We start from the raw sequence: 24,094 nt of genomic DNA on the forward strand, positions 1-24,094 counted from the left end.
ATGGATCCTGAGGACTATCACAGGATTCTCACTGAACTTGCAGACTTCCGGGATCTTGACACGTCCACGATAGCCTCCCTAAGGAGTTCCCTGGTGGAACTGAAGGATAGAAGGGACCAGCTCCTTGAGATCAGAAAGAACCTGAAGAGGGATATCAGGGGCGTTGAGAGATACTACCTTGAGCGGATGGCCGAGGTAAGGAATGATGTTGAGGAGCTGAGGGAGGGCTCATCAAGACTCAGAAGGATCATTTCAGGTAACCCCGCCACTGCCCAGGCCAGGGCCATGAAACAGCTGAAGATGAACCGTGAAGCACTGGTGGAAACCTACCGGGACCTCCTGGAGTACACAGAGGAACTCACCGAGCACATTGAGGACCTGATGATTGAACTCTATGAGGAAATGAAAGGCTTCCTGGGATAAACCATTTCTGGAAGAAAGGCCTCAGGATTCATGGGACTCCATCCAGAGAATGGAATTATCTGCACGGCCCAGTATACGAATGGTACGTTTAACACGACGAAATCTATTCCCTATGCCGAATCCGGATAAGTGTAGTGAAGTGAAAGAAAAATCAGGGGTCACTCATCACATAAAACATTCCCTGAGCGTGGGAACTGGAGCAACTTTAAAAATAAATATTAGTGGGTTAATTCAACCGGTAGAATTATGAGGACACCCAGGAGGTCGTTCCTGCTGATTTTCCCGTCTGCAGCAGCTACGAAGGTGGCATGGTCTGCCTTACGGTCCATGCTTATGGGTAGGGGTGTCTCCTCCCCTGCAGCTATCGGATGACCCAGGGGGTTCGTGGCGTAGGCACACATGAAGACTATGTGGTTTGCCGGTATACTGACCTCCTTGATCTTAACCGGCTTTGCCTCGCCGGCCCTGACCTCAACGTCCTCGTCTGCAATGATGGCCCTGAGGTTCCCGTAGACCTCACCCATCCTGAAGTCCACGAGTTCCCGCCTGTATTTCTCCTCGGCCTCGCGGACCTGGCCGAGCCTTGTGAGTATCCTAACCATCACTCCATCTCCATGGATTTTTTGATCATCTTCAACCTGACGAAGTTCTCCCTCTCCATCTCCTCGAGCCTCATCTCAATGTACTTGACGGTGTTCTTGAGCCTCGGGATTATGATGTGTTCGAGGGCGTTAACCCTTCGCTTGGTTGATTCTATCTCACCGGCGAGAAGCCTTATGGTCTTCTCGATCTCACCGAGTTCTATTATGAGTGCCAGGGACTCCTCGAATTTTCTGGCTGCCTCGTCGAGTTTTACTGATGTGTCCACAAGGCCGTATCCACGTTCAACCACGGTCCTCTGGGTTGCCCGGGCATCGACCACCGGTACAACGACACCCATTATACTCCTTGAGTCTATGTCGACCTCCACGGACTCCCTCACAGACATTGCAGCCCTCTCAACTGCAGTGTCGCCCATGAGTACCTGGGCCTCTGTGAGGTCAGAGAAGGCCTCCTTGAGGTGCTCCTCCACCTTTTCACGGGAACCCTTAACCCTCTCAAGGATGTTGAAGAACTCCATGATAAGGGCGTTCCTCTTCTCCTTGAGGAGACTGTAACCCTTGACAGCGAGTTTCTCACGCTGCTTGAGTTTCAGGAGCTCCATCCTTGTGGGGTTGATCCCCTCAATCATTTCCTGTGCCATTGGCTAACTCTCCTGAAAAAGGATGTTGGGGGTGGTTATTCGGCACCCGGGAGGTACTTGGGTATGTGCTCCTCGCGGACCCTCTTGAGTTCGGACCTCGGGAGGAGTGATAGCAGTTCCCATCCGAGGTTGAGGGTCTCCTCTATGGAGCGGTCCTCGTCACGTGCCTGGGTGATGAAGCGTTTCTCAAATTCATCAGCGAATTTTAGGAACTTGCGGTCCCTCTCTGTGAGGGCCTCCTCACCCACAACCGCCATGAGGTCCCTGAGGTCACGTCCCTCGGCGTAGGCACTGTATAGCTGGTCTGAGACACCGCTGTGGTCCTCACGTGTCCTTCCCTCACCGATACCACCACTCATGAGCCTGGAGAGTGATGGGAGCACGTCCACCGGTGGGTATATACCCTTACGGTGGAGGTCACGGCTCAGCACTATCTGGCCCTCGGTGATGTAACCTGTCAGGTCAGGTATGGGGTGTGTGATGTCGTCCTGTGGCATCACCAGTATGGGCATCTGTGTGATTGACCCCTCCTTGCCGACTATACGCCCTGCCCTCTCATAGAGGCTTGCAAGGTCAGTGTACATGTACCCCGGGTAACCCCTTCGTCCCGGGACCTCCTCCCTTGCAGCTGAGATCTCCCTTAGGGCCTCACAGTAGTTTGTGAGGTCTGTGAGTATGACCAGGACGTGCATGTCGTGCTCGAAGGCAAAGTACTCTGCTGTTGTGAGGGCCATCCTCGGGGTGATGATACGCTCAATGGCAGGGTCGTCTGCCAGGTTCATGAAGACCGTAACACGCTCAAGGGCCCCTGTCCTCTCGAAGTCCCTCATGAAGTAGTTTGCCTCTTCGTGGGTGATACCCATGGCCGCGAAGATAACCGCGAATTCGCTCTCCTCTGCAAGCACCTTGGCCTGCCTTGCGATCTGGGCTGCCAGTTCGTTGTGTGGAAGCCCTGAACCTGAGAATATAGGCAGCTTCTGACCCCTCACCAGGGTGTTCATCCCGTCAATGGTTGATATACCGGTCTGTATGAACTCGGCAGGGAACTCCCTTGCAGCGGGGTTCATGGGGCTACCGTTGATGTCGAGCTCCTTCTCGGGTATGATCTCAGGGCCACCGTCTATGGGTTTACCTGTACCGTCGAATATTCGGCCCATCATGTCCAGGGATACGCCGATCTTCGCTGTTTCACCTGTGAACCTTATCTTTGTTGTCTCTGTGTTGAGGTCACTGGTACCCTCAAAGACCTGTACGACTGCAAGGTCCTCCCTGACTTCCAGTACCTGTCCCCTTCTCTTCTCACCTGTGGGTGTTTCAATCTCCACTATCTCACTGTAGGCAACCCCTTCAACACCCTCAACGATCATTAGAGGACCTGAGACCTCTGTGACGGTGGTGTATTCACGGGTTTTGATGTTAACGTTCATCTTCACACCTCACTACATTCCTTGACGATCCTTTCCTGGATCTCCTTGATCCTTGCAGGGAATTCCTCTTCAGGTATGTACTTCATACGCCCGATATCCTCCTTAACAGGGAGGGATATTATGTCAGCTGCAGGTGCGCCCTTCTCAAGGGCCGCTGTTGCGTTCCTGTGGAACATTATGATTGTCCTGAGCATCTCGAACTGCTTTGATGGTGAGCAGTAGGTGTCCACCTCATGGTAGGCGTTCTGCTGGAGGAAGTCCTCCCTTATCATCCTGGTTGTCTCCAGGGTTATCCTCTCCCTGTCTGGAAGTGCGTCGGGTCCGACGAGCTGGACTATCTCCTGGAGCTCTGCCTCCTTCTGGAGGAGGGCCATTGCCTCGTCCCTAAATTTCCTCCATTCAGGGTCCACGTTGCTGGCCCACCATTCCTGGACACTGTCAATGTAGAGTGAGTAGCTCTGGAGCCAGTCAATGGAAGGGAAGTGACGCTTGTCTGCCAGTGATGCGTCCAGGGCCCAGAACACCTTACATATCCTTAGGGTGTTCTGTGTGACGGGCTCTGAGAGGTCCCCACCTGGTGGTGAAACCGCACCCACAACTGATACTGAGGCTATCTTATCCTCTGATCCAATGGTTGTGACCCTTCCTGCACGCTCATAGAACTGTGCGAGCCTTGATGCGAGGTATGCAGGGTATCCCTCTTCACCTGGCATCTCCTCCAGCCTTCCTGAGATCTCCCTCATTGCCTCGGCCCACCTTGAGGTTGAGTCTGCCATGAGGGCGACGTCGTAGCCCATGTCCCTGAAGTACTCTGCTATGGTTATACCTGTGTACACACAGGCTTCCCTTGCAGCCACAGGCATGTTTGAAGTGTTTGCTATGAGCACGGTCCTGTCCATGAGGGGGTTACCTGTCTTGGGGTCCTCGAGTTCAGGGAACTCCTTGAGGACCTCGGTCATCTCGTTACCCCTCTCACCGCATCCAACATAGACGATTATGTCTGCGTCAGCCCACTTTGCGAGCTGCTGCTGGGTAACCGTTTTACCTGAACCGAAGGGTCCCGGTATGGCTGCTGTACCTCCCTTGGCGACTGAGAAGAATGTGTCCTGCGCCCTCTGACCTGTTACGAGGGGGACGTCAGGGTCGAGTTTCTTCTTGTAGGGTCGGCCCTTCCTGACAGGCCACTTCTGGAGCATCTGGATCTTTTCTGTTCCGCTCTCGGTTTCAACCTCAGCTATATCATCAAGGACGGTGTATTCGCCCTGGGGGGCTATCATTGTGAGTTTACCTTCAACGTTTGGTGGGATCATTATCCTGTGGGTTATTGAGGATGTCTCCTCAACCTCACCGATTATGTCCCCTCCCTTAACCATCTGGCCCTCCCGGGCTGTGGGCTTGAAGGTCCATTTCTTATCCTTTGGGAGGGATGGTACGTCCACTCCCCTCTCTATGTAGTCTCCGGTGAGTGCCTTGATGTTCTCGAGGGGTCTCTGGATACCGTCGAAGATTGAACCCAGTATTCCAGGTCCCAGTTCCACTGATAGTGGACCGCCTGTTCTTTCAACGGTCTCTCCAGGCTTTATGCCTGCGGTTTCCTCGTAGACCTGGATTGTTGCTGTGTCACCCTCAAGTTCAATGATCTCTCCTATGAGCTTGTCTTCACCCACCTTAACCATTTCATACATCTGGGATCCTCTCATCCCCTCGGCGATGATAACAGGACCCGCTATTTTTATAATCCTTCCTTCCTGTGTCATTTTACCATCTCAACCCCAATAACTCTTTTAATAAGGTCCCTCAGTGGATCTGTTTCACGTTCTGAGGGGCCTGTCTTGTCTGGTATCTCTATTATCATTGGCAATGCGCTTGAACTTGTGGTTTCCTCTATAAATTCCCTCAGTTCATCACCAATCTTTTCTGTGACGATTATTATGGAGAAGCCATCACGTATAAGGTTCCTTATGGTTTCCTCTGCCTCGTCAGGTGTTTCAACCACGTAGCCTTCCCTGACGCCTCCGAGTCTGAACCCTGTTACAGTGTCCCTGTCACCAACCACTGCAATATTTGAACTCATGCTAACATCTCCTTAACCATTGCTTCAGGGAAGCCTGGCTCCCTCTTGCTCCTTGCTATGACCTTGAGGTTCTTCACCTCAACCTCCTTCCTGCTGAGGAATCCGATCATTGGCCCGACACCGAAGGGCTTCTTGAGTGCGAAGTTCCTTGCCATCCTGTTGAGGTTGTCCTCAAGGACGCGTTCGAATACAGCCACTGAACCCGTTGATGTGTACTCTGAGAGGGCCTCTGATAGCATCTGACCGTAGTCTGTACCCTCAAGGCCGCTTACAACTCCACTGACATCCTCTGATTCCATGAGGTCCTTGAGCTTCCATTCCCTGATCTGGTAACCGTGGGGTACTATGTATGGGCTTATGTCATCATAGCTGAGACCGTCTGCCTTTGCACGGAGTATTATTTTAAGGTTGGATATGTCGACCATGGTCCCAAAGTATGTGTGGAGTATCTTTGTGTTGTCGTCTGATGGACTTCCAACTGTCCTTATGAGTCCCTCCAGGAACTTCCTGTCAAGGGCTGCCTCTATTGGGAGGAGCATCCCTGTCTCCTCGTAGCCGGATAGGGCATCCTCCAGTACGCCGGCGTACTCTGTAGCCTCAAGGCCGGTTACAACCTCCTGAACACTTGAAGCGTCTGCAAGGCCCTCGATGATCTCATAGACTTCACCTCCCGGGACAAGGAGGTTCACTGTCTCCTCGGCACTCAGGCCAGCAGCCTTTGCTGTTATGAGGCTCTTGATGTTCCTCACATCCCATCTCTTCAGGTTTGCCCTGAAGGGGTCCCTTATGGATGCGGGTGCTATCTGGGATACCATCTCATAGGTCTCTGCGAGCTGACTCTCAAGGGCCTTCTCAATGGGGAACCTGTCAATGTATTTGGCGTAGTCAGGGAGCCCCCGGAGGTAGTTCTTGAACTCCTCCATGGACTCGGTTTCAAGAATCTCTGATAACTGTTTCTCGTTTAGGAGGCGTCCTATTCGTGCCCTGACTCTGGCGTTAGGGTATGCAAAGGGGAATAAATCTAATATAGGCCTTATAGTTGCTATTACCACAATAGCACCTATAATGGCTCCTCCGAGGAGGAGTACGCCTATAAAAGATTCTATTGAAGGGAATCCAAGCGCTGTTACAATTGTTGTGATGCTGTCAGCCATCTGTTATCTCCCCTTTTTTATTCGAAAAGAACCCTGGCCACCTCTGAACGTAGAGCCTTCCTGAAACGGGACATCCTGGCCTCTATTGTGTTGTTAACCTCTATCAGACCATCCTCTGTCCTTACCACTGCTCCTCCAATGGTTCTGATGCTGTCTCCAACCTTCAGGGTTGTTTTTTTGCCTGTTTCTGCTTCCACTTCAGCCGCGATTTTATCGAGTCCGAGGTCAAGGGACCTGTCGTCCTCCCTCATGCTGACAACCAGGTCACCGCCGCCTATCTCAACGGCGGCCTCCTTTATCATGCCCCTGAGGGCGCTGACGTATTCCTCCTGGGAGGTGGATGCCAGGTTTTTAAGTTCCTCTTCCGCCTTTTTGAAGGCCTCCTGTATTACCTCTTCCCTTGCCTCCAGTTCTGCACGCCTTGCATTCATCTTGGCCTCTGAGATTATCTGCTGGTACCTCATGTCAGCCTGTTTTCTGGCTGACTCGAGTATGCGTTCACTGGCCATCCTGGCCCTTTTTTCACCTTCATCCACTATACCTGCAGCTTCATCTTCAGCTTCCCTGATTATGGCGTCCGCCTTTGCCTGAGCCTCTGACATTATACTGGAGACAATTTTTTCGGCTCCGGAGCTCATCTAATTAGCCTCCTAGTATTCCGCCGAAGACCATGAGAAGTATGGCGATCAGGAAACCATAGATGGCCTGTGTCTCTGAGAGGGCTGAGAATATAATACCCCTCGCGAACATGTCAGGGTCCTCGACAACTGCACCGACTGATGATGCTGATGTTATACCCTGACCCATACCTGAACCGAGACCTGCGAATCCTATGGCTGCACCTGCACCCACGGCAACAAGTCCTGCTGTAACATCCAGTCCCTTTCCTCCTCCAAGGAGTCCTGAGAACACCAGGAGAAGTATGGCGATCAGGAAACCATAGATGGCCTGTGTTTCAGGGAGGGTTGAGAATATAATACCCCTCGCGAACATGTCGGAGTTCTCTGCGACTGCACCCACACTTTCTGCGGCTGCTATACCCTGACCTAATCCTGATCCAAGACCTGCGAATCCTACTGCAACTCCAGCACCTATTGCTGCTAAAGCAGTTCCTAATGCTATTTCAACCATTCTATTTACCTCCTTATCTTAGTAAAGTTTCTTTCAGCACGAAATGCATTGAATTTGTTTTTTCCGCCCATGTAGAACTGGGCGAAGAATTCAACATAGTGTAGACGAAGTGAGTTTATAAAGGCACCAAGGCTCTGGAAGGCGTTGTTGGCGATGTGCCCGAAGACGAAGATTATCGGGGCGAGTACCACTCCGATGACGGGTATCATCTCATAGCTGAGACCCGTGAGGATGTTCACGGTCATGGCTATACCACCCGTTGAGAGACAGAGTGCAAGCAGCCTTGCATATGACAGGAGGGTACCGAGGAACCCTGATACATCCATGAGGCCAAAGAGGCCATTGTAATATAGTAGCATTGCAAATGCCAGGATTATCAGAGGAGCCCCGAAAATCATGCCCCCAACCAGGTAGAGGATTATACCCAGTTCAAGGATCAGCCAGACGATCTGGGATCCAAGGGCCTCCCTCATGTTCCCGAGCCTTATGTTGTTCCTTGCACCGAGTATCAGACCAAAGTTTATGTGGAGAACACCCACGGTGAGTGCCATTATCAGTATGTTCTGGGGGTTCACAAAGGCGTCTATTGCCGGTATAACCGTTGGCAGGGTTATGTTGAAGAACCGTGGGAAGAAGTCCCCTATGAACCCGTTGGTGACCATCCCGAGGATGAATGCCCACACACCACAGGACATCATGATGATACCGAAGTTCCTCATGAAGTTGTTGACCTTACCCAGGCCCCTGTAGAGTATGAAGCCTATCAGGGCGTCGATTATACCGTAACCTGCATCTGTCAGGCAGAACCCGAAGAAGAACGGGAACACAAAGGCCATGAAAATTGTGGGGTCGATCTCGTTGTACTTCAGGGGAGAGTACATCTCCACGAAGGTCTCGTAGGGCTTTGCAAACCTCGGGTTGTCCAGGAGCACCGGTACCTCCTCAGGATCCGGGTCCTCCAGGTCCGTCAACGCAGTGCCCTCAGATGACTCCTCAACCACGGCGATGACCCTGTCAGCTTCCTTGAGGGGGACCCATGCCTCCAGCATCACCGTCTTCCTGGTTTCGCCGAAGAGTGAGAATACCTCATTCCTCTCCTTCTCTATTTCAAGCTGTTCCCTGAGGACCAGGAGTTCGTCCTCCCATTCAGCGTTTATATCCCTTAATTTTGAGATGATCTCCTTCCTTTCCCTGCTGATCTCCTCAAGGCGTGTCTTTGAGGAGGATATGATCTCTGATGGTCTACCCTGGAGTTCGCTGATCTCAAATCTCTCGAATTCCATCCTTCTGAGGACTGAGGCTATGCTGTCTGCATGTTTCTTCAGTGTTACAATGATCAGGATCCTTTCAGCCTTGTTCTCTCCCTCTCTGTCTGATATGACCAGTTCATCTGTGATATCTGCGAGTTTATCCCTGAGTTCAGGGAGGTTCTCGGCTGTTATCCTTCCTGCGATTCCTGTTATGTACTCTGAATCCTGGAGATCAGAAAAATCAATATCAAAATCCTTCAGTTTCTCTGCAACAGAGAGGCTTGATTCAACAGCGGACCTTTCTGAATCAAGCTCATTCAATTTTTCCTCCATAACCCTGGTCTCTGACTCGACCCTCCCCAGGGTCTCCTCAGCCCTTTCGATGAGGGATTCTGTGTCCAGTTCCTCAACCTCCCGCTTCTCGAATATCGGGGGGTTTATGAACTCCCTTATGGTATCCCTGAGACCCTTCTCCTCGGCTGCGACTGAGCCAAGGAAGTCCAGGATACCGCTGGTTTTCATGAGGAGAGATGACACCCTTCCTGTGTATGGTGTTGCCCTTGATGGTTTCAGTATCTGGCGCCACTCTGCATCCTGCTGGATGCGCTCTGAGATATCATCGATCTGGGTTACACCCTCCTCATGCAAGGAACGAACCACCGAATCCGAGTACTGATCCAGGGTTATGATCTTAAGTTTTCGCATCCTTGCCGGTAGAAACATGTCACTCACACTACAAGATACTTTTCACAATAATACTGGCAGCCTCCGGGACCTTCCCCATTGCCGCTGATTTCATTGTCTCCACTTCACGCTTTGCCTTCCCTGAGATTTCAATGGCTTCCTTCCTGGCTCTTTCCTCTGCCTCGGCTATGATCTCATCGCCCTTCTCACTGGCCTCTCGCTCTGCCTTCTCAAGGAGCTCTGCGGATCTGTTCCTGGCGTCGTCGAGTAACTGGGATGATTTTTCTCTGGCCTCCTGTATTAACCTGTCAGCATCATTCTCAGCCTTCTTTATGGTAGTGATAGCTTCAGATATCGTTGTCATATGAATCACCCTATTAATGCAAAGGTCTATTTCGCGGTATATTTATCTTTTACTATTTTATTCAAAAGTTTATGATATTCAACTAATCCCATTCAGTTAACCAAGCCTTTTGAATCCCTCCTGATGTTAATTGAGTCATTTTATGAAATTTAATTTGAATTAAGACAATATTTAAGTCTTTAAGGGTGATCGGCAATCATATGGATGTTGATGGGTGAATTCTACTCTGGCATGGGCTCCAGGTCGGCTCCAGCTGAGAGGTCCCTCTCCTCCTCGCCGTCGTACTGTATTTCTTCGATTTCGAAGAATTTTCTGAAGGCTGGTTCCCGGACCTTTTCCTCGTAGACGTGGGATATGAGTCCTGGGAGGCGTCCTATCATGAATACTCCTGCTCCGGTCCTCCAGTCGAATCCCATGTCTGATAGTATGCCGGCGTTGGCCCCGTCAACGTTCATCCGGACTCCCTTGCGTTCCAGGAGTATCTCCTGGACCTCCAGTGCAAGGCTGGTGTGGGGTCCCACGCAGCCGTAATCCTCTGCAAGTTCCAGTAACCTGACGGCCCGGGGGTCGGCGTTGTGGTAGCGGTGCCCGAACCCGGGGATCCTCCTGTTGGCCTGGAGGTGATCATCAACCAGCCTCAGGGCAGCATCAGGGATCTCATCCTCAGACTCGCAGGATGATACAGTCTCCTGGAAGAGCTTCATGGAACGCTCAATGGCACCCGCATGATTCTTACCAAAGGCAAGCAGACCCCCGGCAATACAGGCATGAACCGGAGAACCCGCCGAGGCAATCATACGGGCAGCCTGAGTACTCGGCGGAGTAACACCATGATCACAGAAGGACACCAGGACAGCCTCAAGCATACGCGCAACATTCTGAGGGGGAAGCTCACCCCTGATCAGAAGATAAACCATCTCAGAAAAGGAAACACCACCAATAAGATCCTCCTGAGAATAACCCCTCGTAACAATACGGTTAGGCTCAACACGCGTAATGGAAGTCCTCCACCTGGGGGAACCCGCCCTGAATACCTGCTCAAGTGATTCCTTTCCTATAGCCATTCATTCACCTCAGAGATCTATTGTTGCCCTTCTGGGTTCCACACAGCATGCAAGCCTCATTGAGACTATCCTCACGCCGCTGGCCCTCTGGGGTCCCACCTTAATCATGGCCCCCAGGGCTGTCGTGGATCCCCCAAGACCAAGGGGCCCTGTCCCGGTACTGTTAAGGGATTCTGTGATGTGCTCCTCAATCCAGGACTGTTCATCAAGATTTCCTGTTGCCATGGCCCTGAGCATAAGGCCAGTGGCCTCAAAATGAGTTCTCCCGATACCTATAGCCGGTATGCATGGTGTGCACCCCAGCATCGGGACCTCTGTTTTCATCCATGTTATAACTTCCTCAAATACTTTTCTATAACTGTGCCTGTGGAAGATCCTCCTTGTCCTCGCCCTTATCTCGGGACCCCCTCCAAGCATGAGGACATGGATCCTGACCCCCTCACCGGGCGCCGAATCCACCGTGAAGGGTGCCGGTGGGAGTTTCGCCGGGTCACTGTACAGTCCCCTGCTCTGCTCTATCCTCTCCACCTCATCACCCCTTACAGCCATTGGGCGTCCCGGGAGTTCCCTGAGGCCCTCCTCAACACCCCTCTTCAGATGGTTGAAGAATCCTGCAGGGAGGCTGGCGTCCTCCCCCACCTCCACTATCAGGTGGGGTATCCCTGTATCATCGCAGAGTGGTCTTCTCTCCCTTTCTGCTATGCGGGCGTTTTCAATTAGAAGTTCAAGTATCCATGCGGATCTCTCATCCTCCTCCACCTCAAGGGCCCTCTCGTAGGCCCTGAGGACGTCGGGGGAGTAGGTTGTGGATGCCTGGATGATGGCATCCCTGACTCTCCCGGCGAGATCCAAGCTATCCTCCCCCCACGGGTACAGCGAGGTCACCGCCCTCAGATAGGACGGCCTCAGGATAGTAGCGCTCTATCATGTCCCTCACAAGGACAACCTGCCTTATCCTCTCACGCGCCTGGGCCTCGGTGGTTTCCCAGCCATGGTGCCCGGCCACGGAGCCCCCGGTCTTGAGGTAGACAGGTGCTGCGTACCTTATGATATCCGGGACCTCGTAGTGCCTTATGAATCCGCCTGAGGACTTGGGGTTCTCTGTGTGAACATCAATTGAAATGTCGATGGCCTCCCTGAGTGATGCCAGCATTGGTATCTGGAGGTCCCTCACAGGGTTCAGGGAGTCTGCACCGATATCCTGGAGCAGGTGTGCTGAGGCAGGATTCCCGTGACCGCAGTGGGCTGAGACCTTAAGGTGGAGGTCAGCTGGAAGTTCACCGTCCCCGCGCATCCTTCCAAGAACCCAGAGGAGGCCCTCATCATAGACCACTATACCCCTGACACCGAGTTCGGCTGCCCTCTTAACGTCCTCAACTGCGTAGACAAGGTTATCATATCCCCTGAGCCTGTAGCCTATCCTTGCACCCTCGGGGGTCCTTGCGGAGGCACTGGTATCATAGGTGGCCCGTGGCCCTACGCTGAGGAAGAGTTCAATGTCTGCGTCCCGGGCCATCCCTGCCATTTCCTCAATCTCGGTGTCTGTGAGGAGCATTATGCCACGGGTCTGTGTCACCCTGTGGACCCTGACATCCTGCTGCTCCATTGCATCTATGAGGGCTGCCATGGCACCGGGCCTCTGTATGCCCGGAACCTCAAATCTGTACTGGCCTCCATCACTGAATCTCTTCTCTGATTCGCCCCTGGGGGCCCCTATTCCAATCTTATTAAGGTATCTGCGGGTTTCTTCCAATTTTTCACCTCCAGTTTAACTTTACGCTTGCGGGATTTCCGGTCGATCAGTTCCAGCATCACCGGGCAGATCCCACCATCACATCACAATTCCACGCAACGGATCACCTGCCAGACAGCTCCAGCATCACCTCAGCAACAGGTTCCTGATCCGCCTCTTTTATAACCTCAAGCCTCTCTGTTTCATATCCAGGGTTCAGTTCCCTGAACTTCTCAACAATGTCATCCCAGGTGTAGGGTTCCTCGGGTTCACCCCGGGGGAGCTCCCTGTAGGCTGTAAGGACATCACCGTTTCTGAGCCTCACCGTCACCCTTGAAGGTCTCATGTTCCGGAGCTCCTCCATAGCAGGGTCCACCTCAATCCTTATCCGGGAGGCCATCTCTGGGGAAAATCCACCCTCAAGGTCTTCAACCCTCAGCTCTCCCCCCTCAAGCAGTATGCCCAGTGAGACCGGGAGGCTCTGCCGCACAGCCTCCACGGTAGCCGGGGAGTAACTGTCATGCTCTGCTGCGATCCTGTAGGTTGAGACTATGACCTCCTCTATCTCCGATGCCCTGAAATCATTCTCCCTGATTATCTCGGCTGCAGCATCCAGGGTGGAGTGGAGGTGCCTGCAGACAGGGTACCTCTTGAGGTAAACGTTCCTTATATGGAAAGCTCCGACTTCGGGTGATTCACCCCCGTAGCCATCTGAACGGCACATTGCACGCAGGAATCCCTCATCTCCCTCGATCACTGATTCTGCGCCTGTGAATCCCTGGGAAGCGAGCCTGGCGGATATCAGGCCAGACTGGGCTGCCCTGCCCGCGTGGAGGTGCTTTGCCATCGTCCCGGCATGGTCAGATTCCAGGAGCCCTGCTGCCTGGGTGCCTGCAATCCCCAGGGCATTGACGACGGCATCCACATCGGAACAGATGATCCTTGAGGCTGCCGCTGCAGCTCCGAATGTTCCGCAGGTCCCTGTCGTATGGAATCCAAGCTCCCTGTGTCCTGGATTGGCGAGGATGCCCATGAAGATTGCTGCCTCGTATCCGGCGACCATGGCTGTTATGAAGTCCCTGAAGGTGGCCCCGGTTGCCTCGGCAGCTGCAAGGGCTGCCGGGATCACACATGAACCAGGGTGCATCTGGGCCCCCCGGTGTCCATCGTCAAGGTCAAGGTTATGGGCGAATATGCCATTGAGGAGGGCTGCCCTTTCGGTGTCGCCCCTGCCATGGCCGATGATGGTGGCCCCGCCTGAGCCCTTACCCATGGCCCCCAGTGCCATCAGCCCGCTCATCTCAGAGGAGCCCCTCAGTGCAACTCCAAGGAAGTCCAGGAAGCATAGTCTGGCCATTTCAGTGGCATCTGGGGGTATGTCACTGTATGAGAGTGATGATACAAACTCCGCAAGTCTTCTGGTCATCATTGATCCTACTATGTTGCCTTTAAATATAACAGTGATTGTTATAAATCTTCCCATTTTTTATTAAGGGGGTCTGATTGCCGGGTGCTGCTGCTCTCAGTGGCTTCGGAGGGCGGGGAGCTGATTCCCATCCTCACGAGCTGCTTTGAGAGGTGCCTTCTGGCACAGGTTGGCACCTCATAGTATCCCTCACCAACTGACCTTTCAAGGGCCCTCCTGACCTTCCTGGAGCTTCTAAGCCTCCTTCCACAGGATGGGCACTTGAAACCCTTGTTCCTCCCGGCAGACTTCATGCGCTTACCGCAGGTGCAGATGGGGTTTTCCTCAACGTAGAGCTCTGCAAGCCTTTCGAGGTGGATCTTCTCGATGTTCATGGTCCCCTGGGCACCAATACCCCCGTAGACCGTGAGCACATCTCCGGGTATGAGTTCAAGGATGATCTTCCTGAAGTCCTTTGTGGGCTCGTAGGCTCCACATTCAATCTGGCCGGAGTCATCACCGAGGGTGAAGAACACATGGCCCCCCTCGATCACCCTCGGACCGTCGATAACCTCACCCCGCACCCTGTAGCATCCGAAGGTCTCCATGTCTGCGATCCTCCCGGCGTCCTGTATGTGCTGGTCGGTGTGCTGGTTGGTCTCAAAGATGCAGTACCTTTCAACCTCCTCGTCAACACGGACCATCTCCATCGCCCTCAGGAGGACCTCCGGGGACTCTCCCCGTATACCGTAGAGTATGGGGCAGGGTGTGTGGGGTTCTATTGCAATGTAGTCTCCATCGATGTTATCAAAGGTTTCAGAACCGGTTTCATCATCCATCCTTGCAACCGACTCAGGGTCGATACGCCTGGGCTTACCATAGTTCTCAGGGACCCTGTAGGTCAGGAGTTCATAGGTGGAGTCATCCAGGGGGCATCCAATGGCTGCAAGGGCGCCTATGATACCCCTCCCCTTCTTGAAACCGTGAACCTCTGCACCGACCCTCTCTGCGAGCCTCCGGGCGTCCTCTATCCTGAGTATCCTCCTTATGGCTGACAGGGCGAATTCCCTCATCTCCTCTGTGATCTCGCCGGTGTAGAATACAACGCCCGGGTTGGTCCTCTCACTATCAAGCTCGGCGAGTTCCTCCACCCCTTCAAGGACAATCCCCTTTACGGTGTTAAGGTCCTCCCTGGACTCTGCCAGCACAGTGAAGGTGACCGCACCGTTGCCACGGGTCTTGTGGGGTGCGAAGGGGTTGAGCCTTATCAGCCGGGGATGGTCCTCAAGGGAGAAACCGCAACTTTTAAGTTCCTGGATTATGACACATGATATATAGGTGGTGCACATCCCTTCAGGGGAATCTGTATCATCTATACCAACATGAAGCCTGTACATTACATTCACCTGGTGATCTAATTGGATAAATCCATTAAAAGGGAGCATGTATTAAGGGAGATACATGAACTTCTTGCCAGCAATGGGTTTGAGACATCACACATATATGAGCGGAGCTGCTTTGACCTCATGGCAAGAAGGAAACTATTACTTCTCTTACTTAAGGTCCTTGTAAACATTGATGGTATAAATAGTTTGCAGGCCCATGAGATAAGAACCCTTGCACATACCTTCCTTGCCTCACCAATTATTGTAGGTGTGAGGTCAAAGACCGAACCCCTTAAGGAGGATGTTGTCTATGAGAGGCACGGTATCCCGGCAGTGGCCCCTGAGACCTTCAGGAACATGGTGGCTGATGGTGAGTACCCTGAGATAATCGCTGACCGGGGCGGCTACTATGTCCATATAGACGGTAAAACCCTCAGGGAGGTCCGTGAGGAGTACAACCTCTCACTTAAGGACCTGGCTGACCTCGCCCATGTCTCCAGGAAGACCATCTACAAGTATGAGAATGGACTTGCAAGGGCCTCGGCCGAGACAGCCATGATCCTGGAGGAGATACTTAACATCAGGATAACCCTCTCCATTGACATATTCAGTGTACCCGATAGGGATGAAATTGAGATAAAACCATCAGGTAGACTTGCTGATATCGGTTTTGGCATGATAGAAACCCACAAAACCCCCTTTGATGCCGTGGCAAAGGAGATCAAGTTTGATAATACGGTGATAACCAACCTTGAGAAGGAGAGGGATTCAAGGACCCTGCGGAGGATGGCTGTCCCGCTCAAGGATCTTTCCCTTGTAAGTGGCTCCGAGTCAGTGTTCATAATCGATAATCCAAGGATAAATGAAAACATTGAGGGAATCCCCGTCATCAAGAGCTGGGAAATCGGTGAAATGGAGAGCAGCAGGGAGTTCCTCAAGGTCATAGCCGAGAGGAAAACCTGCAGTTAGTGTATGAGGGTATCCCCTCTGTTCTTAGGTGAACACGGCACAAGCTGCGCGGGAGGACATCTATTTTTTCAATCCCATCCCTCTGACCGGGCATGCTGTGAAAGACCTCTTAATATCAGTCATCTGGGCTTTCAATAGAACACCCCCTTCAATCTCTCTCAAAGGGCAACCACAAAAGAGGATTGGAAGGGTCAGTAATAGTCCCAGACAGTAACCTCCCAGTCCTCAATCTCATAGGCGTATACAGATATGCAGTAGTATCCCGGGCCCCCTGAAACCTCTATCATTTTCTTCTTCCTTGTCGGTGACTCTGTTGGACCCCATTCAGCGGTGGCCGATGCCAGGGTCTGGCCATCCCTGAGGACATCCACTGTCACCGTGTTCACATCGTAATTGATTATCGGTGCAGCCGACATCACCACCTTGAACTTGTTTCCCCTGATATCAACGCACCTGTAATCAGATCCAGAGCCTGTGAAGCTCATAACCCTGTGCCAGGATGGACCCTGAGGGCTTCCGGTCACCCCCTCGTCACCCTCAATGGTGACATCATAGTGGTCTGCAGTGGACCTTTTCAGGAAAACACCGGAGAGGAACCCCAGAGATCCTATGAGAACAAAACATACCACGATAAGTACCTTTGTTGTATTATCCAAGATTTACACCTCCCGAGATTCATATGGAAAAAACTTGTGATGTAGCAACCTGAAAGCTGTGGACGGATTAAATCAGCTCCCGGTGCCCGGCAGTTTCCGGAACCTGACCTCTTACTGCAGAGACAAACTGTTTCATCACCTCCAGTGCAGCTCTAACTCCAGAATAAGGGAGAATCCATCACCTCCCGAAGAGTTCGCTGAATGTCTCCCTTGCCTCGGATACCGATGCAACACCAACGGCAACCATGTCCACATAGTCAAGGCCCCCTATGAATTCAAATGCCTCCGCTGGCGGTATTATCCCCGCTGCAAGGACCTTCTCTGCGACAACCGTTTTCCCGAGTTCACTGAGGAGCCTTCCGAGTTCCTTCCGCGCATCCTCAAGGAAAACAGAAAAATCTGTCATGTAGCCAAGTCTGTTGACGGGGATCATGTAGAGTTCGAAGTTATCAACACCCTCCTCAATCAGCCTGAGGGTTGTCTCCCGTGGCATGGTTGTTGCAAGGCCCCTGAGCATCCCCTCAATACCATCCAGAATCTCAGCAACCTCAGAGGCTTCAAGAAGATCTGTGTAGTGTTCATCAAGGAGCACCGCAGCGGACCCAAGGTCTGAGAGGGTCTGGAGGTCCTCCTCAAGGTGTTCATGCCTCAGGGTACCCATGAGGGTGAGTTCACAGCCGGCATCCCTCGCCATCTCAAGGGCCTCAAGGACCTGCTTCTCTGGTATGACCTGGAAACCCCTCACACCAAGATCATATGATTCAACAATCACCTCCGCGATGGCCCCTGGCCGGTTTTTGAGGTCCATCTCATAGAGCCTTGACCTGTGCCCGAAGTAGGTCGCTGCTGTGAAGGGTGCGCTCCCCAGGAATGCTGCCGGCAGTTCCACGCCATTAACGGTGACTGATCCACTGAACATGATAATCCATCCTCCCTCTGATGGGATATTGCAGCGGGCACCTGCATGGGATGCACACTGAACCCCGGTACCGGCTGATCCCACCAATAATTATAATATACACTACCTCTATAGATTCTTCTATCATTCTATAAAATCTTCATTGTGATAAGTGTGGTGAAATTATGTCCAGGATGAAAGTGCTTATTGCTGATTCCATCAATGAAAAGGGAATATCAGAACTCGAAGAGGTGGCTGAGGTTGTGGTCAACACCACCATAACCCCTGAGGAGCTCCTTGATGCCATAAAGGACTTTGATGCCATCGTTGTAAGGAGCAGGACAAAGGTTACGCGTGAGGTCATAGAGGCGGCGCCCCGCCTCAAGATAATAGCAAGGGCCGGTGTGGGTGTTGACAACGTTGATGTTAAGGCTGCCACCGACCGGGGTATAATGGTGATAAACGCCCCTGAGTCCACATCCATAACGGTTGCAGAACACTCAATCGGTCTCATGCTCGCACTTGCAAGGAAGATTGCAATCGCAGACAGGTCCGTGAAGGAGGGTAAATGGGAGAAGAACCGGTTCATGGGTATCGAGCTCAACGGCAAGACCCTGGGTATAATCGGTATGGGTCGCATAGGCTCACAGGTCGTTGTGAGGACAAAGGCCTTCGGCATGGACATAATGGTCTACGACCCCTACATAAGCAAGGAGGCTGCCGAGGAGATGGGTGTGACCGTCACAGACCTTGAAACCCTCCTGAGGGAATCAGATATAGTGACCATACACGTCCCCCTCACACCCGAGACAAGGCACCTCATCTCAGAGGATGAATTCAAATTGATGAAGGACACGGCCTTCATAGTGAACTGTGCCCGTGGCGGTATAATCGATGAGGACGCCCTCTACAGGGCCCTTAAGGATGGTGAAATAGCCGGCGCAGCCCTTGACGTCTTTGAGGAGGAGCCTCCTGAGGGCAGCCCGCTCCTTGAACTTGAAAATGTGGTCCTGACACCACACATAGGAGCCTCCACCTCTGAGGCCCAGAGGGACGCCGCCATCATAGTTGCAAATGAGATAAAAACGGTTTTCCAGGGCGGTGCACCGAGGAACGTCCTCAACATGCCGGTGATGGACTCAGAGACCTACAAGTCCCTCAAACCATACATTGAACTGGCAGAGAAGATGGGGGCCATCATCGCACAGGCACTCCCGGGTAACATAGAGAAACTTGATGTCACATACTGCGGTGAACTGGCAGAGATGCAGTTCGACATCCTCACAAGGACCATGCTCCAGGCCATACTCAACCCCATCCTCACAGAACCAGTTAACCTCATAAATGCGCCCTCAATTGCAAAGAAGAGGGGTATAATGGTTACAGAGGCCCGCCGGTCTGAGTCAGATGGTTACAGGTCAATCATAATCGCCACTGCAGAATCAGACAGGGGCGGGTTCAGTGTGGAGGCAACACACATCAAGGAGCCTACCATAATCGGGATCAACGGTTACAGGGTCGATGTGAAACCTGAGGGTACCATGATAATAGCACGCTACAGGGACCTCCCGGGTACCATCGGCGCCATAGGAACAAAGCTCGGCCAGCACGGTATAAACATTGCAACCATGCAGGTCGGCAGGAAGGAGATCGGCGGTGAGGCTGTGATGGTCCTCAAGGTCGATCAGAGTGTCCCGGCAGAGGTCATCGAGGAGGTTAAGAAGCTGGACAACGTGGATGATGCGGTTGCAATAGAGATCTAACCCCAGTATCCCTGAGATCCAGCCATTACCTTTTTTTCTTATAAAACGTTTATTCCTCAGAAGATTCCATTTCATGTTTCCTTTTCTTATAAAACCCTTATCCGCCTAATCTAATTTCATGTTTCCCCTGAGACGGACACACATGTGGCTCCCGGGCTCTGCACCATCCAATCCAGTTTATTATTCAGCTACAGACATCAGGGAACAACCTCAAAATCAACAATTCAGCTACAGACATCCAGCCAATCAGGGAACAACCTCAAAATCCACGGGATCCCCGTTCCTTGTGTATGCCGCCACGGTCTCCATGGTGTAGGGGTGGGCTATTATAAGATGGAACAGCCCATTCTTTGAAAAGAAGTGGAGATCTGCAGCTGATGGGAGGTTCACAGGCCCTGGGTGGGAGTGAACCGACCCGACTGCACCGGTAAAGGGTGGAAGCATGAGCACATCCATGACAGCCCCCTCATCTGATGTCTCTGATGGTAGAAATATCAGACCGGTCACATGGAGCACCTCACCCTCCTGCCTTCCCTCAAGTAGGGCTGCGAATTCATGGGGATGGGACCTTCTGGCTATCTCAAGGACCTCATCCATGACCTCAGAGTCAACAACAACACGCCTGACCGGTTTAAAACCGGCTAAAGCAAATATCTTCTCAACTAAACCCATAGGATACACTCAGATACTCTTATTACGTAATCTCCGGCTAAACCCCGGATGATACACTCAGATATTATTTTTACCTGCTATCTCATGAGACCCTCAAAGAATTCATCCGTGAAGAGGGGGAGTTCAAGGTCAACCTTCACCCTCATCCTCACAGCAGATACCTCCTCATCCCTGATGGGGTTGTATCCCCTCACCCTGTGGGGTACGCGGTAGACCCCCACGCCCCTCCTCTGCCAGGCAGGGACACGCGATATGTTCACCCCCCTCTCAAAGAGAAGGTCGTGGAGGGAATCCGACTTCAATCCCCTGAGCCTCTCAGCAGCCCTTCTGGCCCCAACCTCCCGCCGGAGGGTCCAGTAGGCGTAGCTGTTGAGGCAGTTCCTCCAGGACTCATCCTGCCTTGACCTGAAGTACTCCGGGACAATGTCTGAGGAGATGGGTATCACCCGGCAGTCAAATGAAACCGGCTTAACCGGTGAAAAACCTGCCTCCAGTGCACCCCTGGTGAAGGAGGATGATGCGAACCCGGAGAATACAGAGTCAAGCTTCTCAACCCTCCCGGCAAATGGTACAGAGTCAAGTAGCACGTTTATCTCATCAGAGAATGTGTATATGAGGGAGGGGCTGAATTCCTCCATGAGGTCCAGGCATGTCCTGATCATGAGGTCCCTGAAGGCCTCATCATAGGGCCTATCAAAGTCAAGGGACTCTGTGAGCCTGTGGAATCCCCTGCCATCAAGTCTCAGGATCATCCTGGATGATGGTGGTGCCCTGAGCTTTGAGTAGACCTCGTGTTCGCGCATAGAATGACCAGCCATCAGGTTCCAATGTGTATGTTTTCACTGAGTGACTTGAGGAGTTTTATTGCTGAGTATGCCGCCATAACACTGGTCTTGGGGTTAACAGAGCAGCGGACATTCTCGGTTATTGTCTTGAACTCGCCAAAGTCCCCCCTGACCGTCACCTCATGGACGTTGCGGTCAACCGCGGGGTCGGCTATTATCTCAACATCAACATCACGGTCACAGGCGAGGCTGAGGGCCGCGGCAACGTTAATGTTAAGCGGGAACTTCTTAACAGCCTCGGATGCCCTGCCCCTGTAGAGGACCTTCTTCTCATCCATGCTTATGCCAAGTGACCGGGGGGGTTTTCTTGTGATGAGCTTAACAGATTCAATGTTCCCCATGGACGCTGCCTTGAGACCATCCAGGCCCACTATGGCTCCTGAGGGAACATGAATGGTGGCGTCATTCAGGGATGCAAGTTCAACCAGCATCTCCCTGAGTTCCGGGTCCATGAGGGCTCCGACACTCATGACAACAACGTCCTTCCCTGCCTCAAGTATCTCAGGAACCAGGTCCCTCACCGCCTCCGGTGAAGCGGCCTCAACCACGAGGTCCACCTCAGGGAGCATGTCGGCAACATCAAGCACCGCCCTCCCATCCACCATTGAGGCAAGGTTCTCTGCCCTCTCAAGGTCCCGGTCATAGAAGAAACCAAGTTTAACCGGTACCCTGCCATCCCTCACAAAACCTGTGATGAGGTTGGCTATTGCACCGCAGCCAACTATACCCACCATCATCAGTATCACGCAAAAATAGGATCAGGATTCAACAGGGCTCACTTTCTTCTCCACCGAGACATCGGGTGATATTATCAGTATATCCCCAACTGCCTGTACCCTGTCATAGTTTATGTCTATTATGCCCTCCTCCTGTATGGGCCTTATCTCATCGGATTCAGGCACTATCCTTATGCTTGTCTTGAGGACGTCCTTTATACCCACGTTCTTCTTGTCATGCCGCATTGGCCTCACCTTGAGGGTTGAGACACGTCCCTTCTTGATGTTGAGGACAACATCCTGGACCCTTCCAACGTATTTACCCCTTGATGTGTATATTTCAAGTCCATATAGACTGGATAATTCAACCATTTTTCCACCACCAGACAGTTTAACAGGGAGCTCCACTGCATAAACCTGCTATTGGTTAATATTATTGTTTATAGCTTAAATACTTATAGGGAAATAATAGATCAGTGCGGCGGCAGAAAAGAGGCCGTTTCTTCATGATTGTGGATGGTGATTGGAATGTGGGATACCAGTAAGGATTACAGACTCATGGTTGCAGTTAAGGCAGTTGACCTCTTCAGGAGGACCCTTGAATCAGGGGGCTTCAGGGGGCAGTGGAAGAAGAAGCCCGCCCTTCAGGCTGCCGGTGAAATTGAGAGGATACTTCAGGGCCTCACATACTGTTACATGGAACCAGAAGATCTTGCCTCAAGCCCCGAGGTCATGGAGATCAAGGGAAAGGTTGAGGAGATAGTTGAGGCCCTTGGTGGTGAGGACTGGAGCCGGAGGTTCCTTGAGGAGGCCCCGCGTGAGGAGAGGGAGAAGGTTGAGGAGAACATTGCAAGGGTGCGGTTCTTCCTGAACACCCTTGGAAACCTTGACAGGAGGCTCATGCTCGGAAAGATATCTGACCCTGTGATCGGAGTTGATATAATTACAGGTGAGGTCATGAGCGTGGGGAACCATCCCGTGGCAGATAAGCTGCATGTGTGCAACGTGAATGCTGGTGGGAGGTCAATAAAGGTCGTCACCAATGACCTCGATGTCCGTGAGAATGACCATGTGGCTGTGGCACTCCTCCCCCCACAGAATTTCATGGGCGTGACCAGTGAGGGAATGTTCCTTGGTGTTGAAGGTGTCCTGAGGGATGTGGATGGTGAACCCGGTGAAATGCCCAGGGGGATACCCCTCGAGGCCCTCAACGAAACCCGGAACCTTGTTGAGGAGTTCCTGAAGAGTTAACCCCTCCATGGCTCCCTTATGATCGCCCTGCAGACCCTGCTGCAGCTACCACAGTCACGTGGAATACTGCAACCCGCTGCCTTCAATCTGTCCTCAAGTCTCAGCTCAGAGGCCGGGTAGTAGCCAGAATAGTCAACCCTCTCAAGACCCTCTGCCCTGCATTCCTCAACGAGTCTCTCCATCAGCTCTCTGCCGGGCCCCCTGTGGTAGTAGAGCATGAAGTTTGGTCTGAAGCCTATGAGGCGGTAGGGTATCTCCGGGTCGATGGAGGCTATGAAGGCGGCTATTTCACGGATCTCATGGTCATTGATCCCGGGGATCACCACTGTCCTGAAAACCCTTATCTTATCAGGGAACCTACCTGCAAGGTGGGCTGCGTTTCTGAGTACAGGTTCTGCAGGTGCACCTGTGAGGTTCCTGTGAAGCTCATCTGAAAGGGCCTTTATCTCAAAGCTGAAGAGTGATGTTAACCCTATGAGCCTCCTTAGGGTTCCAGGGGTTGAGAACCCGTTTGTTGCGAGGATAACACTGACATCGATTTCTTCCCTTACTCGCCTTACCAGCTCCTCAATGTAGGGTGTGTGTATGGATGGTTCTCCCCCTGTGAAGCTGATATTTGAGATTCGCTCATGTGATTTAATTGCAGTGATGGCCTCATCTGCAAGTTCCTCTGCTTCAACGTGTCCCCTGTAGATCCAGCCAGAGTGGGGGTACTGGGATATGCGGTAGGCGTTACAGTAGGCGCACCGGAATGGGCAGCACAGGAATGTGACGGAATAACTTCTCAGGGTTTCTGAGATGGATGTGTATGCTATTTCTGTTTCTGATGCACCGCACACGCCCCTTTCCCCATCACTCCGATTTGCACCGCACCTCCACTCACAGAGCATGCATCTCCCTGATTCATCCATGGTAACAGTTTATGGGATGTGATTAATACATTTTTCTGAAAAGTAGGGGAGTTTTTATGCAGGTGATGAAAAGGTGA

Annotated in this window: 26 protein-coding genes; 4 read left to right on the top strand and 22 right to left on the bottom strand. The window is 52.3% G+C overall.

What is annotated here, in order from left to right:
* Positions 1–423, top strand: a complete 423-nt coding sequence (locus MTH_RS04495; protein ID WP_048060930.1) for a hypothetical protein — start codon at positions 1–3, stop codon at positions 421–423.
* Between the two features lie 218 nt (positions 424–641).
* Here MTH_RS04495 and MTH_RS04500 read toward each other — a convergent pair whose 3' ends face one another.
* The 15 genes from MTH_RS04500 to MTH_RS04570 all read right to left on the bottom strand — a co-directional run bounded on the left by MTH_RS04500 (position 642) and on the right by MTH_RS04570 (position 15,348).
* A complete protein-coding gene (locus MTH_RS04500; protein WP_048060931.1) occupies positions 642–1,025 on the bottom strand; it encodes a DUF22 domain-containing protein in 384 nt (127 codons plus the stop codon).
* Entirely contained in the window at positions 1,025–1,666 is a 642-nt protein-coding gene (locus MTH_RS04505) for a V-type ATP synthase subunit D (RefSeq protein ID WP_010876584.1), read from the bottom strand. Before MTH_RS04505 ends, MTH_RS04500 begins: the two co-directional genes overlap by 1 nt.
* Before the next feature lie 35 nt (positions 1,667–1,701).
* A complete protein-coding gene (locus MTH_RS04510) occupies positions 1,702–3,093 on the bottom strand; it encodes an ATP synthase subunit B (protein WP_013296141.1) in 1,392 nt (463 codons plus the stop codon).
* 2 nt (positions 3,094–3,095) lie between these two features.
* On the bottom strand, positions 3,096–4,850 hold the full coding sequence (locus MTH_RS04515) for an ATP synthase subunit A (protein ID WP_010876586.1): 1,755 nt from the start codon (positions 4,848–4,850) through the stop codon (positions 3,096–3,098).
* Complete coding sequence (locus MTH_RS04520; RefSeq protein ID WP_010876587.1) at positions 4,847–5,167, bottom strand: V-type ATP synthase subunit F; 321 nt, start codon at positions 5,165–5,167, stop codon at positions 4,847–4,849. Before MTH_RS04520 ends, MTH_RS04515 begins: the two co-directional genes overlap by 4 nt.
* Positions 5,164–6,321, bottom strand: coding sequence for a V-type ATP synthase subunit C (locus tag MTH_RS04525; RefSeq protein WP_010876588.1), 1,158 nt, complete (start codon positions 6,319–6,321; stop codon positions 5,164–5,166). The genes MTH_RS04520 and MTH_RS04525 overlap by 4 nt, the downstream gene beginning before the upstream one ends.
* A gap of 17 nt (positions 6,322–6,338) precedes the next feature.
* Complete coding sequence (locus MTH_RS04530; protein ID WP_010876589.1) at positions 6,339–6,959, bottom strand: V-type proton ATPase subunit E; 621 nt, start codon at positions 6,957–6,959, stop codon at positions 6,339–6,341.
* A gap of 4 nt (positions 6,960–6,963) precedes the next feature.
* A complete protein-coding gene (locus tag MTH_RS04535) occupies positions 6,964–7,452 on the bottom strand; it encodes an ATP synthase subunit K (RefSeq protein ID WP_010876590.1) in 489 nt (162 codons plus the stop codon).
* A 5-nt stretch (positions 7,453–7,457) separates the two neighbouring features.
* Positions 7,458–9,425, bottom strand: coding sequence for a V-type ATP synthase subunit I (locus MTH_RS04540; protein ID WP_048060932.1), 1,968 nt, complete (start codon positions 9,423–9,425; stop codon positions 7,458–7,460).
* 10 nt (positions 9,426–9,435) lie between these two features.
* Entirely contained in the window at positions 9,436–9,750 is a 315-nt protein-coding gene (gene ahaH / locus MTH_RS04545) for an ATP synthase archaeal subunit H (protein ID WP_048060933.1), read from the bottom strand.
* 221 nt (positions 9,751–9,971) lie between these two features.
* On the bottom strand, positions 9,972–10,814 hold the full coding sequence (locus MTH_RS04550) for a citryl-CoA lyase (protein WP_010876593.1): 843 nt from the start codon (positions 10,812–10,814) through the stop codon (positions 9,972–9,974).
* Positions 10,815–10,823: 9 nt separating this feature from the next.
* Positions 10,824–11,666: a fumarate hydratase gene (locus MTH_RS04555; RefSeq protein ID WP_010876594.1), complete on the bottom strand. Its 843-nt coding sequence runs from the start codon at positions 11,664–11,666 to the stop codon at positions 10,824–10,826.
* 1 nt (position 11,667) lies between these two features.
* The gene (locus MTH_RS04560; protein WP_010876595.1) at positions 11,668–12,567 is read right to left on the bottom strand and encodes a hypothetical protein; all 900 of its coding nucleotides are present in this window, start codon (positions 12,565–12,567) and stop codon (positions 11,668–11,670) included.
* A 103-nt stretch (positions 12,568–12,670) separates the two neighbouring features.
* Complete coding sequence (locus tag MTH_RS04565; RefSeq protein WP_238374173.1) at positions 12,671–13,975, bottom strand: MmgE/PrpD family protein; 1,305 nt, start codon at positions 13,973–13,975, stop codon at positions 12,671–12,673.
* A 38-nt stretch (positions 13,976–14,013) separates the two neighbouring features.
* Positions 14,014–15,348 (bottom strand): tRNA(Ile)(2)-agmatinylcytidine synthase, encoded by a 1,335-nt coding sequence (locus MTH_RS04570; RefSeq protein WP_010876597.1) that lies wholly within the window; start codon positions 15,346–15,348, stop codon positions 14,014–14,016.
* A 21-nt stretch (positions 15,349–15,369) separates the two neighbouring features.
* Here MTH_RS04570 and MTH_RS04575 point away from each other — a divergent pair, with 21 nt between their 5' ends.
* Positions 15,370–16,305 carry a transcriptional regulator gene (locus tag MTH_RS04575; RefSeq protein WP_010876598.1) on the top strand — a complete coding sequence of 312 codons (936 nt, stop codon included), beginning with the start codon at positions 15,370–15,372 and terminating at the stop codon, positions 16,303–16,305.
* Between the two features lie 191 nt (positions 16,306–16,496).
* Here the strand turns inward: MTH_RS04575 and MTH_RS04580 are convergent, their stop codons facing one another.
* The gene (locus MTH_RS04580; RefSeq protein WP_010876599.1) at positions 16,497–16,961 is read right to left on the bottom strand and encodes a hypothetical protein; all 465 of its coding nucleotides are present in this window, start codon (positions 16,959–16,961) and stop codon (positions 16,497–16,499) included.
* A gap of 178 nt (positions 16,962–17,139) precedes the next feature.
* A complete protein-coding gene (locus tag MTH_RS04585; RefSeq protein WP_238374280.1) occupies positions 17,140–17,964 on the bottom strand; it encodes a hypothetical protein in 825 nt (274 codons plus the stop codon).
* Between the two features lie 89 nt (positions 17,965–18,053).
* Here MTH_RS04585 and serA point away from each other — a divergent pair, with 89 nt between their 5' ends.
* Positions 18,054–19,622 (top strand): phosphoglycerate dehydrogenase, encoded by a 1,569-nt coding sequence (gene serA, locus MTH_RS04590; RefSeq protein ID WP_048061266.1) that lies wholly within the window; start codon positions 18,054–18,056, stop codon positions 19,620–19,622.
* A gap of 246 nt (positions 19,623–19,868) precedes the next feature.
* Here serA and MTH_RS04595 read toward each other — a convergent pair whose 3' ends face one another.
* From MTH_RS04595 to MTH_RS04610, 4 genes are all read right to left on the bottom strand, one after another.
* Positions 19,869–20,294, bottom strand: a complete 426-nt coding sequence (locus tag MTH_RS04595; protein WP_048060934.1) for a Mov34/MPN/PAD-1 family protein — start codon at positions 20,292–20,294, stop codon at positions 19,869–19,871.
* A 77-nt stretch (positions 20,295–20,371) separates the two neighbouring features.
* The gene (locus MTH_RS04600) at positions 20,372–21,097 is read right to left on the bottom strand and encodes a tRNA(His) guanylyltransferase Thg1 family protein (protein WP_048060935.1); all 726 of its coding nucleotides are present in this window, start codon (positions 21,095–21,097) and stop codon (positions 20,372–20,374) included.
* Positions 21,098–21,111: 14 nt separating this feature from the next.
* Positions 21,112–21,876, bottom strand: a complete 765-nt coding sequence (locus MTH_RS04605) for an aspartate dehydrogenase (protein WP_048060936.1) — start codon at positions 21,874–21,876, stop codon at positions 21,112–21,114.
* Positions 21,877–21,897: 21 nt separating this feature from the next.
* Positions 21,898–22,227 carry a PRC-barrel domain-containing protein gene (locus tag MTH_RS04610; protein WP_048060937.1) on the bottom strand — a complete coding sequence of 110 codons (330 nt, stop codon included), beginning with the start codon at positions 22,225–22,227 and terminating at the stop codon, positions 21,898–21,900.
* 156 nt (positions 22,228–22,383) lie between these two features.
* On the opposite strand from MTH_RS04610, the gene MTH_RS04615 reads away from it, so the two are divergent.
* Positions 22,384–23,106, top strand: coding sequence for a tRNA-binding protein (locus MTH_RS04615; protein ID WP_048060938.1), 723 nt, complete (start codon positions 22,384–22,386; stop codon positions 23,104–23,106).
* Here the strand turns inward: MTH_RS04615 and MTH_RS04620 are convergent.
* Complete coding sequence (locus MTH_RS04620; RefSeq protein ID WP_010876607.1) at positions 23,103–24,017, bottom strand: radical SAM protein; 915 nt, start codon at positions 24,015–24,017, stop codon at positions 23,103–23,105. The genes MTH_RS04615 and MTH_RS04620 overlap by 4 nt on opposite strands.
* Positions 24,018–24,094 lie beyond the last annotated feature (77 nt).

It is taken from the genome of Methanothermobacter thermautotrophicus str. Delta H (assembly GCF_000008645.1).
Taxonomy (GTDB): domain Archaea; phylum Methanobacteriota; class Methanobacteria; order Methanobacteriales; family Methanothermobacteraceae; genus Methanothermobacter; species Methanothermobacter thermautotrophicus.

Bases quoted from the DNA above. Each gene is read 5' to 3' on its own strand.
- ahaH (WP_048060933.1), bottom strand. From the start codon at position 9,750: ATGACAACGATATCTGAAGCTATCACTACCATAAAGAAGGCTGAGAAT.
- MTH_RS04565 (WP_238374173.1), bottom strand. From the start codon at position 13,975: ATGATGACCAGAAGACTTGCGGAGTTTGTATCATCACTCTCATACAGT.
- MTH_RS04620 (WP_010876607.1), bottom strand. From the start codon at position 24,017: ATGGATGAATCAGGGAGATGCATGCTCTGTGAGTGGAGGTGCGGTGCA.
- MTH_RS04510 (WP_013296141.1), bottom strand. From the start codon at position 3,093: ATGAACGTTAACATCAAAACCCGTGAATACACCACCGTCACAGAGGTC.
- MTH_RS04540 (WP_048060932.1), bottom strand. From the start codon at position 9,425: ATGTTTCTACCGGCAAGGATGCGAAAACTTAAGATCATAACCCTGGAT.
- serA (WP_048061266.1), top strand. From the start codon at position 18,054: ATGAAAGTGCTTATTGCTGATTCCATCAATGAAAAGGGAATATCAGAA.
- MTH_RS04525 (WP_010876588.1), bottom strand. From the start codon at position 6,321: ATGGCTGACAGCATCACAACAATTGTAACAGCGCTTGGATTCCCTTCA.
- MTH_RS04515 (WP_010876586.1), bottom strand. From the start codon at position 4,850: ATGACACAGGAAGGAAGGATTATAAAAATAGCGGGTCCTGTTATCATC.
- MTH_RS04500 (WP_048060931.1), bottom strand. From the start codon at position 1,025: ATGGTTAGGATACTCACAAGGCTCGGCCAGGTCCGCGAGGCCGAGGAG.
- MTH_RS04570 (WP_010876597.1), bottom strand. From the start codon at position 15,348: ATGTACAGGCTTCATGTTGGTATAGATGATACAGATTCCCCTGAAGGG.
- MTH_RS04600 (WP_048060935.1), bottom strand. From the start codon at position 21,097: ATGCGCGAACACGAGGTCTACTCAAAGCTCAGGGCACCACCATCATCC.
- MTH_RS04605 (WP_048060936.1), bottom strand. From the start codon at position 21,876: ATGATGGTGGGTATAGTTGGCTGCGGTGCAATAGCCAACCTCATCACA.
- MTH_RS04530 (WP_010876589.1), bottom strand. From the start codon at position 6,959: ATGAGCTCCGGAGCCGAAAAAATTGTCTCCAGTATAATGTCAGAGGCT.
- MTH_RS04615 (WP_048060938.1), top strand. From the start codon at position 22,384: ATGTGGGATACCAGTAAGGATTACAGACTCATGGTTGCAGTTAAGGCA.
- MTH_RS04550 (WP_010876593.1), bottom strand. From the start codon at position 10,814: ATGGCTATAGGAAAGGAATCACTTGAGCAGGTATTCAGGGCGGGTTCC.
- MTH_RS04505 (WP_010876584.1), bottom strand. From the start codon at position 1,666: ATGGCACAGGAAATGATTGAGGGGATCAACCCCACAAGGATGGAGCTC.
- MTH_RS04535 (WP_010876590.1), bottom strand. From the start codon at position 7,452: ATGGTTGAAATAGCATTAGGAACTGCTTTAGCAGCAATAGGTGCTGGA.
- MTH_RS04610 (WP_048060937.1), bottom strand. From the start codon at position 22,227: ATGGTTGAATTATCCAGTCTATATGGACTTGAAATATACACATCAAGG.
- MTH_RS04520 (WP_010876587.1), bottom strand. From the start codon at position 5,167: ATGAGTTCAAATATTGCAGTGGTTGGTGACAGGGACACTGTAACAGGG.
- MTH_RS04595 (WP_048060934.1), bottom strand. From the start codon at position 20,294: ATGGGTTTAGTTGAGAAGATATTTGCTTTAGCCGGTTTTAAACCGGTC.
- MTH_RS04495 (WP_048060930.1), top strand. From the start codon at position 1: ATGGATCCTGAGGACTATCACAGGATTCTCACTGAACTTGCAGACTTC.